At 60.8% G+C, this 12,480-nt stretch carries 9 protein-coding genes; 7 read left to right on the top strand and 2 right to left on the bottom strand.

Annotation, left to right across the window (positions count from 1 at the left end; all coding sequences use genetic code 11):
• Positions 1–17: 17 nt before the first annotated feature.
• The 6 genes from J1G18_RS04665 to J1G18_RS04640 are packed head-to-tail and all read left to right on the top strand — an operon-like array spanning position 18 to position 7,298.
• Positions 18–1,775 carry a carbamoyltransferase gene (locus J1G18_RS04665; RefSeq protein WP_007967355.1) on the top strand — a complete coding sequence of 586 codons (1,758 nt, stop codon included), beginning with the start codon at positions 18–20 and terminating at the stop codon, positions 1,773–1,775.
• The gene (locus J1G18_RS04660) at positions 1,759–2,889 is read left to right on the top strand and encodes a glycosyltransferase (protein WP_027611372.1); all 1,131 of its coding nucleotides are present in this window, start codon (positions 1,759–1,761) and stop codon (positions 2,887–2,889) included. The genes J1G18_RS04665 and J1G18_RS04660 overlap by 17 nt, the downstream gene beginning before the upstream one ends.
• The gene (locus J1G18_RS04655) at positions 2,889–3,785 is read left to right on the top strand and encodes an antimicrobial resistance protein Mig-14 (protein ID WP_223007158.1); all 897 of its coding nucleotides are present in this window, start codon (positions 2,889–2,891) and stop codon (positions 3,783–3,785) included. The genes J1G18_RS04660 and J1G18_RS04655 overlap by 1 nt, the downstream gene beginning before the upstream one ends.
• 8 nt (positions 3,786–3,793) lie before the next feature.
• The gene (locus tag J1G18_RS04650; protein ID WP_223007194.1) at positions 3,794–5,230 is read left to right on the top strand and encodes a PIG-L deacetylase family protein; all 1,437 of its coding nucleotides are present in this window, start codon (positions 3,794–3,796) and stop codon (positions 5,228–5,230) included.
• Entirely contained in the window at positions 5,227–6,381 is a 1,155-nt protein-coding gene (locus tag J1G18_RS04645) for a glycosyltransferase family 4 protein (RefSeq protein ID WP_223007157.1), read from the top strand. The genes J1G18_RS04650 and J1G18_RS04645 overlap by 4 nt, the downstream gene beginning before the upstream one ends.
• A 32-nt stretch (positions 6,382–6,413) precedes the next feature.
• Positions 6,414–7,298, top strand: a complete 885-nt coding sequence (locus J1G18_RS04640; protein WP_027611376.1) for a glycosyltransferase — start codon at positions 6,414–6,416, stop codon at positions 7,296–7,298.
• Positions 7,299–7,316: 18 nt separating this feature from the next.
• Here J1G18_RS04640 and J1G18_RS04635 read toward each other — a convergent pair whose 3' ends face one another.
• Positions 7,317–8,534 (bottom strand): acyltransferase family protein, encoded by a 1,218-nt coding sequence (locus J1G18_RS04635; protein WP_098966902.1) that lies wholly within the window; start codon positions 8,532–8,534, stop codon positions 7,317–7,319.
• A complete protein-coding gene (locus tag J1G18_RS04630; RefSeq protein ID WP_223007156.1) occupies positions 8,534–10,396 on the bottom strand; it encodes a bifunctional O-antigen ligase/aminoglycoside phosphotransferase family protein in 1,863 nt (620 codons plus the stop codon). The genes J1G18_RS04635 and J1G18_RS04630 overlap by 1 nt, the downstream gene beginning before the upstream one ends.
• Positions 10,397–10,549: 153 nt before the next feature.
• Between J1G18_RS04630 and msbA the strand changes: the two genes are divergently transcribed.
• A complete protein-coding gene (msbA, locus tag J1G18_RS04625; protein WP_027611379.1) occupies positions 10,550–12,352 on the top strand; it encodes a lipid A export permease/ATP-binding protein MsbA in 1,803 nt (600 codons plus the stop codon).
• Positions 12,353–12,480: the final 128 nt, after the last annotated feature.

Genomic DNA, 12,480 nt, shown 5'->3' with positions numbered 1-12,480 from the left:
TAAAGAGGCTAGACCCTGTGGCATTGACGATTCTTGGCCTGTCCGGCGCCCTTAGCCATGACCCTTCAGCCGCCTTGTACATCGACGGCAAGCTGGTGGCGGCGGCTGAAGAAGAGCGCTTCGTCCGCGATAAGCATGCAAAGAACCGCATGCCCTACGAATCGGCGAAGTTCTGCCTGGAACAGGCCGGTATCAAGCCGTCCGACGTTGACGTGGTGGCGATTCCGTTCGCCCCGATCAGCCTGTTCGGCAAGGCCCGCTGGCACTATGCCAAGCGTTACTGGTACGCACCGGATCGCGCCCTCGATGCGATCCTGATGGGCAACCGTCGCTACAAGCGCTATCGCAACAAGATCGTCTGGTGCCTGGAGCAGCTGGGTTTTGATCCGAAGAAGATCAAGATCGAGCCGGTCGAGCACCACCTCGCTCACGCCTCCAGCGCCTACCACTGCTCGGGTTTCAAAGAGAAAACCGCGATCCTCGGCATCGACGGCAAGGGCGAGTACGCCACGACCTTCTTCGGTTATGGCGAAAACGGCAAGATCCACAAGATCAAGGAATTCTTCGATCCGGACTCCCTCGGCGGCCTGTACGGCGCGATCACCGAGTTCCTCGGTTTCGAGATGCTCGACGGTGAGTTCAAGGTCATGGGCATGGCGCCGTACGGCGACGCCAGCAAATATGACTTCTCGCGTCTGGCCTCGTTCGAGAACGGCGAACTGGTGATCAACACCGACTACGCCAACGTGATCGGCCTGCGTCGCTACAAAGAGAAGGGTAAAGGCTTCTACTTCTCGCCGAAGCTGATCGAGTGGCTGGGTCCGAAGCGTGAGGGCGACATCGCCGACGAGCCGTACATCCACTACGCCGCGAGCATGCAAGCGCTGTTCGAGAAACTGGCGTTGCAGATGATCGACTACTACCTGGGCGACGTGCTCAAGGAAACCGGCAAGCTGGCCTTCGCCGGTGGCTGTGCGTTGAACGTCAAGCTGAACCAGAAAATCATCGCCCGCGATGACATCAAGGAACTGTTCGTGCAACCGGCGTCCGGCGATGCCGGCACCGCGGTGGGCGCAGCGGCCTATGTGTCTCACGCCCGTGGCGTGCCGGTCGAGAAGATGGAACACGTCTACCTCGGCCCGTCGTACAGCAACGAAGACGTGATCGCCGCGTGCGCCCGTCACGAGAACAAGCCGACCTGGCGCAAGCTCGACAACATGCCGGAGCAGATCGCCAAAATCATGGTCGATGGTAACCCGGTGGCCTGGTTCCAGGGCCGCATGGAATTCGGTCCGCGTGCGCTCGGTGGTCGTTCGATCATCGGTTGCCCGAGCGTGGCCGGTGTGGCTGACCGGATCAACCACCAGATCAAGTTCCGCGAGCGCTGGAGGCCTTTCTGCCCGTCGATGCTCGACACCGTTGCACCGCAGATGATCAAGATCGATCACCCGGCGCCGTTCATGACCTTCACTTTCGAAGTGGCGGAAGAGTGGAAGACCCGCGTGCCGGAAGTCGTCCACGAAGACGGCACTTCCCGTGCCCAGGTCCTCAAGCGCGAATACAACCCGCGCTACTACGACATGATGAAGGCGCTGGAAAACCTCACCGGCAACGGCGTGTCGCTGAACACTTCGCTGAACCGTCGTGGTGAACCGATGATCTGCTCGCCGACCGACGCCCTGAACATGTTCTTCGGCTCCGATCTGCAGTACCTGATCATGGAAGACATTCTGGTGGTCAAAGAGGGCGCAAACGCTTATGACTCGCTCGGCTGAACGCCATGTGCTGCAGTTCTGTCACGGCTATGACGGGCCGTTCCTCGACTGCGCACGGCAGTACGCCAGCCTGTTCGCGGGCACCGGTTATCGGGTGACCACGGTCTTTCTGACCGGGGCCGCCGATAGCGAGGTGGCTGCAGCGTGTGCTTCCGATGAAGTGTTGTTCATGGAATACAGCTCCAAGGCCATTCGTGGCCTGAAGCTGGGCGCCATCGGTGATCTGCGCAAGATCGCCGCTTCACGCAATTTCAGTTTTTGCATCGCCCATCGCTTCAAGCCGATCTACATCGCCTTGCTCGGCACGTCGCTGCCGGTGATTGGCGTGCACCACGCGTTTGACGATTACAAACGCGGCACGCGCAAGCTGTTCGCGCATATTTTCCGCAAGCGTCTGAGCCTGCTCGGTGTCTCCGATGCCGTGCGCGACGACATGCGGCGCTGCCTGCCGAAATGGCCGTCCACTCGCATCCAGACCTTGTACAACCGCATCGATGTGCCGGCCTTGCAGGCCAGTCAGGTGTCAGCCCGCGAAGCGCGCGAGACCCTGGGGCTGGCGGCGGATGCGTTCATTGTCGGCAACGTCGGACGGCTGCACCCGGACAAGGATCAGGCGACGTTGCTGCACGGTTTTGCCGCGGCATTGCCCGGTCTGCCGGGCAACAGTCAGCTGGTGATTCTCGGCAAGGGCCGTCTGGAACAGGACCTCAAGGAGCTGGCGCGCGAACTGGGCATCGGTGACCGGGTGCTGTTTCTCGGCCAGGTGCCGGACGCGCGCAATTACTTCCGCGCCTTCGACGTGTTTGCCCTGAGCTCCGATCACGAACCGTTCGGCATGGTGCTGCTCGAAGCCATGGCCGCCGGCGTGCCGTTGCTCGCCACGGCCTGTGGCGGGGCCAAGGAAGTGGTCGAAGGCGTGGGGATTCTGTTCCCGCTGGGCGATGCCGAACACCTTGCACAAGGCCTGCAACATTTGGCCGGTATGGATGATCAGCAACGCCGGCAGTGCGCCGAGCTGATGCTCGATCGCCTGCGTGAGCGTTTCTCCGACCGTGCGGTGCGCGACACCTTCTGGCGTCTGCCGCAAGTTACCGATCTGGCACCGAGGGGCTGATGCTCAACCGATTTCAAGGCTGGCGCGAACGTGGCTGGTCGCCCGTTGACGCCTCCACCTATGCCACCGTCTGGCAGCGTTTTGGCGGCAGCGTCGCGACGCATCCTATGGTGGTCGAGCGTCTGGCCGATCTGGCCGGCATCCCGGTGCGCTATCTGGCCTGGGAGCAGGGCGGTGACGTCAAAGCGGCGATCCCGACCTGGGGCCGCGATCTGGCGCTGTCCAAAGACGTGCTCAAGCGTAACGGCAAGAAAGGCCTGTTCGACCTCGGCAATGCCGAGCTGATCCTGCCGGCCGCGGTCGATGCCCAGGCACCCCTGCGCCATCGCGCACGCTATCTGTCGGCGCTCAACGAAAACCGCTTCAGCGGCCTCAAGTTGCAGACCGAACAACTGGCCATGGCCCGCACCCCCGAAGAACTGTCGAAGAAGTTCCGCTACAACCAGCGCCGCGAACTGCGCCTGCTGGAGGAGGCGGGTGGCGTGGTGCGTCCGGTTGCCGAGTTCTCCAGTGCCGAACTGGCGGCGATCTACTGTGATCTGTTCCAGCGCCGCTGGGGCTTCCCGGCCACCGGCGCGGCGCGCATGGCCGAAGTCATCGAGCTGCTGCGCGAACTGCTGATTGGCTCGGTGATTTTCCTCAACGACGCGCCAATCGCCATTCAACTGGTGTACCGCGTTGAGGCCCCAGAGTGGATCAGCGTCGAGTACATCAACGGCGGCGTCGATCCCGAAACCCGCGAGTTCAGCCCCGGCAGCGTGTTGAGCTTCCTCAATACGCAAAGCGCCTGGGAGCATGCGCGAGCACTGGACAAGCCATTGCGGTTTTCCTTCGGTCGCGCCGACCGTGAATACAAGGATCGCTGGTGCAATCCTGTGCCGGTGTTCACCGTATGAGTCAGCCCATGAGCCGCAAACAGCAACTGCTCAAGCGTCATCGTCGCAATAAACGCATCACGCTGTTGATCGTGTTGATCGTGTTGATCGTGCTCGGGGTCCTGGTGGCGTGGTGGTTGCCGCTGGTGCTCGCGGTGGTTGGCTGGGTCGCCCATGAAGCGTGGTTTGCCGATCACCTGTTCTATTCGCCGAAAGACGATTATCAGTACAGCTTCCCGCCGTTCACGCCGCAGCCGAAGGTGCATTTGAGCGGCGAGCAATTGCGCCTGGACGAGGGTGTGATGCTGGTCGACGAAGCGACGTTGATCCTCGCGGTAAAGGTCAAAAGCACCTGGCTGGGACGTTTTCTCGATCCGCGCGTGGAACTGCTCGGCGGGACGCATCCTGATGCACAAACCTTCGAACGCGGGGTCAATGGCCTGCGTTACCTGAACCTCAGCGGTCAGGCGCAAGCCCTGTCGCAAGGCCAGTTGCGTCTGCGCGGACGCTTCTGCCGGGTCTCCGGCGAGCCGGTGCTGTGGGCATTGGAGCAGCCGGACTACCGCCGTCAGCGGGTGATGGTGATCGCCCCGCACGCCGACGATGCCGAGTTGGCTGCCTATGGCTTGTACAGTCAGGCCGACGAAGCCTGGATCGTCACCCTGACCGCTGGCGAGATCGAACCCGAACACTATCAACAGATGGGCATGAGCAAGGTCGAGGCGGCACGGCTCAAGGGCCGGTTGCGCGCCTGGGACAGCCTCGCCGTGCCGCGTTGGGCCGGTGTGCCGCAGGAACACTGCGTGCAACTCGGTTACTTTTGCCTGCAACTGGCGGCGATGCAGGCCGCGCCGAATCAGGCGGTGGGCTCGCGCGAAGCCGACCTGAACGACACGCGACTGTTTCGCCAGTTGAATCCGTTCACTCTGCCGGGCGATGCCGATGGTGCGCCGACCTGGAACAACCTGCTGGCCGACCTGCGTGAAGTGCTGCTGCGCGCGCGTCCGGAGGTGATCGTGCTGCCGCATCCGACCCTCGATCCCCACCCTGACCATATCTGCGCGCAGCAAGCGGTTTTGCAGGCGCTCCAGGGTCTCGACTGGCAGCCGACGCTGCTCGGTTACGCCAACCACTTGCACGACAACGACCGCTGGCCGATGGGCAACACCGGGCAGGGCATTGCCTTGCCGCCGGCCTTCGATGCGGCGGTGCCGATGCAGCCGCTGTGCCTGCCGTTGTCCATCGAGCTGCAACGGGACAAGGCCATGGCGCTGGGCATGATGCATGACCTGCAGCCGCCGGCACCGTTCAAGCGTCGCCTGCGCCGGGTTATCCAGCGTGTGCTCGCCGGGCGGGCTGGGTCGGTGTACGGCGAAAACGAATTTTTTCGAAAAGCAGTCAGGCGCCAGGAGTTGTTCTGGCTACTGAAGCACGGTGAGACAGGCGTCCAGCGGGGAGAGTCATGAGTCAACGGTTCAAGGTGTTGCAGCTGCAACCCGACTACAACGTCAAAGCCCATGACTTTGCCGACCTCGCCGAGCAGATCGTCAAGGCATTGCCGAGCGAGCGCTATGAGATCACCGCCGCTTTCCTGCGCGGCAAACCGGGGCCGGGCGAGCCGGTGAGCCGCGCCGACCATTCGGTGTACTTCGAGTTTTCCGACAAGTCGCTCAAGGGCATGCGCCTGCGGGCGATGTGGCAGTTGTACAAGTTCTGCCGCCGGGAAAAGTTCGACGTGGTGATCTGCAACCGCTTCAAGCCGGTGAACATGATGCTCGCGCTCAACCGCTGGTTGAAGGTGCCGCTGTGCATTGGCATCTCCCATGGTTTCGGTGAGTACGATCGCTTTTACCGACGACGCCAGACCCAGCGTCTGATCGATCGGCACTGGCGCTTCGTCGGCGTGTCGCCGGCGGTCAAACAGTACCTGCTCGATTGCGATTGCGGCTTTACCGACCAGAACACCTACGCCATTACCAATGCCATCGACATCGAGCAGGCCGAGGGCTTGCAGCACAGCCGCGAAAAAGCTCGCGAGTTGTTGGGCCTCGATCCGAATGTGCGTTTGATCGGTGCGTTGGGGCGGCTGGTGTCGGTCAAGGGCCACACCTATCTGCTGCAAGCCTTTGCCGCATTGAAGGACAAATACCCGAACACCCAGTTGGCGATCATCGGTGCCGGGCGCCTGCAAGCGCCGCTGGCGGCCGAGATCGAGCAACTGGGCCTGAGCGGTCGCGCGCACCTGCTGGGCTTCAAGGAAAACGCTCTGCAATACGTGCGTGCGTTCGACATCTGGACCATGCCGTCGCTGGCCGAAGGCCTGGGCCTGGCCTTGCTCGAAGGCATGAGCGGCCATTTGCCGGTGATCGCTTCGAACGTGCCGGCGATGTTGCCGCTGATCGAAGGTGCCGGTGGTCTGGCGATCACGCCCAAGGACGTGCCGAGTCTGGTCGCCGCGCTGGATCACTATCTGGCGCTGTCGGACGACGAGCTCAAGGCCAAGGGCGAACAGGCCTACCGTTATCTGCAGGAACAGCACGACATCGAGGTGTTCCGTCATGAGTATCTGGACCTGATCGATTCCGGCCTGGAGCAGGCCCGCAAGGAGCAGCCGTGAGCGAAGAGAAAACCGTGAGCGAAGAAAGAGTCATGAGCGAAGCCAACGCCCTCGTCACCGTGATCATCGCCTCGTACAACCACGGCCCGTACATTGAGGAAAGCATCCTCAGTGTCCTCAACCAGAGCTACAAGAACATCGAGTTGCTGGTGGTCGACGACGGTTCGAAGGACGACAGCGTCGAGCGCATCAGCGCGTTGCAGGCGCAGTACGGCTTCGATTTCCGTGTGCAGCAGAATCAGGGCCTGACCAATACCCTCAACGGCGCGATCGCCCGTTCGAAGGGCAGCCTGATTGTGCCGTTCGGCTCCGACGACATCATGTACCCCGAACGTATTGCCACCCAGGTGGCGTACATGGACGGCAAGCCTGAAGTCGGGATCTGTGCCGGCAATATCGAGCTGATGCACGCCGACGGCAGTCTTTACCCGGAGAAACGTCAGCGCCGCGACGTGCCGTTTCGCCGCCTCGATTTCGACGACATGTTTCTTGAACGCAAGCCGTATCCGCCAGCACCGACGTTGATGATCCGTCGTGAGGCGCTGGAAAAGGTGGGAGGGTTCGATCCGACGATTCGTCTTGAAGACCTGTACATCGAGCTCAAGGTGACCCGTGCTGGCTACTTCATCGACGGTTTGAACGTGGTGATGGCGCGCTACCGCAAGCACGCCACCAACTCGTACAAGAATCATCGCTTCATGATCGAGAACATCCTGCGCACCTATGCGCTGTTCAGCGATCATCCGCTGTACGACGAAGTGCGCTTCAAGGCGCTGAACTCGATGTTCCTCAAGACCGCCAACCGCAATCGCAAACTGGCAAGGGAGCTGCTGGCGCAGATCCCGTTCAAGGCCTGGAACAAGAAGACCTGGCGCGGACTGGGGCGTTTACTCTTTTCCCCGCTGGAAAAGGACTGAGGCAGCGGTCGCTCGCGCTCAGCGGGCGACCTTCTCCGGCAGGCGCTTTTCGCCCTTCTGACGCTGGCGCAGCCAATGCACAACCTTCTTGCCGGCAGCCATGCCCGGCTGCTCGATATAGAGGAACGTCGCGCTGCTGATCAGAATCAGCAAGCAGGTGCAGACGGCCACCAGGGGCAGGTACACCGCCGTTTCCCGCGCATCGATATTCAGCAATAGCGGCAGCCGTTGCACCATCAGCCACAGCACGAACCCGTGCAGCAGATAGGTGCTGTAGCTAATTTCGCCGAGCCAGCGAATGCTGCGTGGTTTCAGCGCGCCGAACAGATTATTGCCGGACGCCACGATCACGAAAAACAACCCCAGCAAAAACAGCGGTGCAGTCTTGAACGCCCGACTGAACGCGGTGAACGCGATCAACAGCGCGAGCACGGCGATGATGCTCGCCAGACGCGACTGGCTCCACGCCACGAGCGCCGGCCGGCGAATCCAGTAGGCGGCGGCGATGCCACCGAGGAAGCTCGCCAGAAAGTGTTTCTTCAGCGAATGTTCCCAGCCGATGACCTGGTACAGCGTGTAGATGCCGATCAGGCACAGCACCACCTGCAACCAGCTGCCGCGGTAGATGAACACCAGCCCGGCCAATGGCAGCGCCATGTAGAAAAACACCTCATAGGCCAGCGTCCAGGTGACGTTGGATATCAGCATGCCGGAGTGGCGGTACTGGTTGATGTCCGGGCGGTCGAACGTCAGCCAGGCGAGGATCTGTTTGAACAGCTCCAGGCCAGGCTCCTTCATTTGCCAGCCCTGCAAGTGGAAGATCGAGACGAACACCAGCAGCATCAGTGGCAGATAAAGCGGATACAGGCGAAATACCCGTGACACGCCGAACGCCAGCCAGTCATGGTTGCGTCCCTGCGCGAGCAGGCGGCTCCAGAACAGAAAACCGGTGATCATGAAGAACAGCGCGACGCTGCCCTGACCGAGCATCGAATAGAAGTTGCTCGGCGGAAAGTCGATCACCCCGGTGCGCAAGAAGATCCAGGTAATGACCGAGTGGTGCACGAACACACCAAACGCCAGATAGCCACGCAGGCCGTCGATGCTGGCATATCGACTTTCGCCGGAATGCTGCAGGTGCCGAGCGATTTTCGGCACCGCACGCAACAGCAGGGCGGAAGTGATGATGGCCAGCAGATAGGCTGCCAGCGCGATAAGCGGATTGGTTTCGATCATCAATGAACCCGGACCGGGGTGTTGCCGGCCAGCACTTGCCTGTGCAGATTTTCAACCGCGGATTTGGACGCCGTCATGGCGTACCCCTGGAGCAACGCATCGAGGTGATCCTCGAACAGCCAGCGTTTGTCGACAGTGTAACGTTGCATATGACGCAAATTGCGTTGGCGCAGGGAAAGACTGAGCGGGGTAGGGTAGATGCGCAGGTCGGCCAGATCGATCAAGCCGAACTCGCCGTCTTCCAGTACCAGTACGTTGCCCAGGTGCAGCGAGCGGAAATAAACGCCTTTCTCGTGCAGTTGCGCCATGAATTTGCCAAAGCGCTCCACCAGCGCCTGGCGCACCGCCGGAGCCGTAATGCTCTGCAGCACCTGACGCAGCGTGTGCCCCGGCAACGGCGCGTAATGCACAGCGCTGCTGCCATCGTCGAGACGGTACAGATTCAATATTTGCGGGGTCGGGATGCCCATCTGACGCAGTTGTTCGCTGTTGACCGCGAAACGTTCGGAGTAGGGATTGAAACTGCCGGAGGTGTACCAGCGGCGACGGCGGAACAGCTTGAGGAAACTGCCGTCGGTCAGGCGCAGGACTTTCGGTCCGAGGCCATCTTCTTCAATGATCTGGGCCGTGCTGCTCATGTGCTCCAGGTCAGCGGTCGCAAGCTTTTGCACCGGCTGGGTCAACAGGCGCCGCGCGCGTTGATTGATGCTCAACGCTGCGATCAGTGCCAGCGGGATCCACAACAGGAACCAGTGCTCCTTGGGCCGCGAGATTATTCCGCCGCCTTCGGTCAGCCCGGCGCCGATACCGAATACCAGCCAGGTCGAGGCAATGATCAGCAGTGGCTGCACACGCTGGCGCCAACTGCTCAGCAGGCCCCACAGCAGAAAGAACAGCCAGGGCAGCAAGCCGATGATGCCGACGTAATACAGCACACCCAGGATAAAGCTGTGCGGCTCCTGAAAGCTGATGCCGTTACCGGGGTCTACGGCAAGGCTGGCGCTGTAGCCATGACCGATCCATGGATGATCGGCAATCATGTGCAGTACCTTCTGCCAGATTTCCAGACGATAGGAGTCGCCACGTTCGGTGATCATCTGCGAAAACTGCGTAATGACTGCTACGCCGCTCAGGACCAGCGCGATCAGTAACCCCACCGAGCGCTTGTTCCAGCAGATGAAACACAGCCACAGCGCCGCCATGGTCAGTGCCACCAACGGCGTCCGGGAACCGGTGCCGATCACGGCCATGAACATGATTGCCATCGCCGGCAAGCTGAGCCACATCATCTGGCGACGTTTGCAGGTCATGGTCACGCTCAGCCAGTAGGCACTGAAGAAGCCGAACAGGTGCGAGCTGAGCAACGGGTTATCGAAGGCACCACCGCCGATCAGGCGCATGCCCGGCTCATAAACCCGGGCGAACATGAACAGGAAAATGGTCGTGGCAATCAGCGCGACCAACGCGGCGCCGAACAGCAAGGGTTGCAGGATGTCGCTGCGGTAGCGCACCAGCAGGTAGCAGCCGGCAAACAGCAGCAAGGTATGCAGTGGCGGCTTGAACATTCCGCCGAGCGGCTCCCCGCCCGGCCCCCAGGCGAGGCTGAGCAATGCCCAGGCGGCGAACAGCAGAACCGCGATGAAAATCGGCTCGCGCAGCAGCTCCTTGAGTTCGCGCGGGCGCACGCACAGCGCGATCAGTGTCGGAATGCTGAACAGGCCATAGAACAACTTGTGATGCAGACTTCGACCCGGCAAGAAGAACAGCGCGCACAGGAGCAGGAAATAACCGGTGGGAAGAATCCACAGGCTAATGAAATCGAAAATCCGATTGGACGTACTGCTGAAGCCGCGAAGTTGCATGCTGTGAGATTCATTCCTGAGGTTGATCGACCATTCGAGTGATGGCTATTTGATGCAGAAGAGGTGCATAACAATAACAGCCTTTCGCCGATTGCCAGAACCCTGAAGAAGCTGTGCTAAAGTCAGCGTCCTTTTTATCGACTTTCGCGTGATATGACCGATTCCAGTCCCGCCGCAAGCCCATCGAGCTTGAAAATCTACTTCCGCCTGCTCGGCTATGTCCGGCCGTACATCAGTCTGTTCCTGATCAGCATCGTCGGCTTTCTGATTTTCGCCTCGACGCAACCGATGCTTGGCTACATCCTCAAGTACTTTGTCGATGGCCTGTCCAACCCTGAAGCGGTGCTGTTTCCCTCCGTGCCCTATCTGCGTGACCTGCAGCTGCTGCAGGCCGTGCCGCTGTTGATCATCCTGATCGCCGCGTGGCAGGGACTGGGCTCCTATCTGGGCAACTATTTCCTGGCCAAGGTTTCTCTCGGGCTGGTGCATGACTTGCGTGTGCAGTTGTTCAACAACCTGTTGGTGCTGCCTAACCGCTATTTCGACAAGCATAACTCCGGTCATCTGATTTCGCGTATCACCTTCAACGTGACGATGGTCACGGGGGCGGCAACAGATGCGATCAAGGTCGTAATCCGTGAAGGCATGACGGTGATCTTCCTGTTTGCCTCGCTGTTGTTCATGAACTGGAAGCTGACCCTGGTGATGGTGGCGATCCTGCCGCTGATCGCCGTAATGGTGCGCACCGCCAGCAAAAAATTCCGCAAGCAGAGCAAGAAGATCCAGCTGGCGATGGGCGATGTCACGCATGTGGCCTCGGAAACCATCCAGGGTTATCGCGTGGTTCGCAGCTTCGGCGGCGAGGCCTATGAAGAAAAGCGCTTCCTCGATGCCAGCCAGGGCAACACCGACAAGCAACTGCGCATGACTCGCACGGGTGCGATCTATACGCCGATGCTGCAACTGGTGATCTACACCGCCATGGCCGTGCTGATGTTCCTGGTGCTGTACCTGCGCGGTGACGCCTCGGCCGGTGACATGGTCGCCTACATCACGCTGGCGGGCCTGCTGCCCAAGCCGATCCGTCAATTGTCCGAAGTCAGCTCGACCATTCAGAAAGGCGTGGCCGGTGCCGAGAGCATTTTCGAGCAGCTGGATGTCGAGCCGGAAGTCGATACCGGCACCGTCGAGCGCGATGCGGTGAGTGGCCGTCTGGACGTGCGCAACCTCAGCTTCACCTACCCTGGCACCGAACGCCAGGTGCTGGACGACATCAGTTTCTCGGTCCAGCCAGGGCAGATGGTCGCACTGGTCGGGCGTTCGGGCAGCGGCAAGTCGACGCTGGCCAACCTGATTCCGCGTTTCTATCACCACGACAAGGGCGAAATCCTCATCGACGATGTGGAAGTCGAACAGTACAAACTGCTCAACCTGCGTCGTCACATCGCTCAGGTGACTCAGCACGTCACTTTGTTCAGTGACACCGTGGCCAACAACATCGCTTATGGCGATCTGGCCGGTGCGCCGCGTGAAGACATTGAAAAAGCCGCGCGTGATGCCTACGCGATGGACTTCATTTCGCAGTTGCCGCAAGGCCTGGACACTCAGGTCGGCGAGAACGGCGTCTTGCTTTCCGGTGGCCAGCGCCAGCGTCTGGCGATTGCCCGTGCGTTGCTGAAGAATGCACCGCTGCTGATTCTCGACGAGGCCACCTCGGCACTCGACACCGAGTCCGAACGGCACATTCAGGCGGCACTGGATCAGGTGATGAAGGGGCGTACCACGCTGGTGATCGCTCACCGTCTGTCGACCATCGAGAAGGCCGACCTGATTCTGGTCATGGATCAGGGGCGCATCGTCGAGCGCGGCACCCACGACCAGTTGCTGGCGCAAAATGGTTACTACGCGCGCCTCAACGCCATGGGCCTCGATGCCCCGGCCGAAGATATCGCCTGACTCCAGGCCCTGCCCTGTGGGAGCGAGCCTGCTCGCTCCCACAGTCGTTTGTATCCAGACCTTTACCCTTCTTGACCAAACCGGAATAAAACCGGGCACCGCGCTTGTTAAGGTTCCTCAACGAACTC

Origin of the sequence: Pseudomonas sp. MIS38 (assembly GCF_019891575.1) — a bacterium.
GTDB lineage: Bacteria > Pseudomonadota > Gammaproteobacteria > Pseudomonadales > Pseudomonadaceae > Aquipseudomonas > Aquipseudomonas putida_A.
The sequence above is the reverse complement of the archived record's forward strand: the minus strand, read 5'-3'. Positions and strand labels throughout refer to the sequence as shown.

Excerpts from the sequence above, each read along its gene's own strand:
- J1G18_RS04635 (WP_098966902.1), bottom strand. The coding sequence starts at position 8,534 with ATGATCGAAACCAATCCGCTTATCGCGCTGGCAGCCTATCTGCTGGCC.
- J1G18_RS04650 (WP_223007194.1), top strand. The coding sequence starts at position 3,794 with ATGAGCCGCAAACAGCAACTGCTCAAGCGTCATCGTCGCAATAAACGC.
- J1G18_RS04630 (WP_223007156.1), bottom strand. The coding sequence starts at position 10,396 with ATGCAACTTCGCGGCTTCAGCAGTACGTCCAATCGGATTTTCGATTTC.
- J1G18_RS04645 (WP_223007157.1), top strand. The coding sequence starts at position 5,227 with ATGAGTCAACGGTTCAAGGTGTTGCAGCTGCAACCCGACTACAACGTC.
- J1G18_RS04640 (WP_027611376.1), top strand. The coding sequence starts at position 6,414 with ATGAGCGAAGCCAACGCCCTCGTCACCGTGATCATCGCCTCGTACAAC.
- msbA (WP_027611379.1), top strand. The coding sequence starts at position 10,550 with ATGACCGATTCCAGTCCCGCCGCAAGCCCATCGAGCTTGAAAATCTAC.
- J1G18_RS04655 (WP_223007158.1), top strand. The coding sequence starts at position 2,889 with ATGCTCAACCGATTTCAAGGCTGGCGCGAACGTGGCTGGTCGCCCGTT.
- J1G18_RS04660 (WP_027611372.1), top strand. The coding sequence starts at position 1,759 with ATGACTCGCTCGGCTGAACGCCATGTGCTGCAGTTCTGTCACGGCTAT.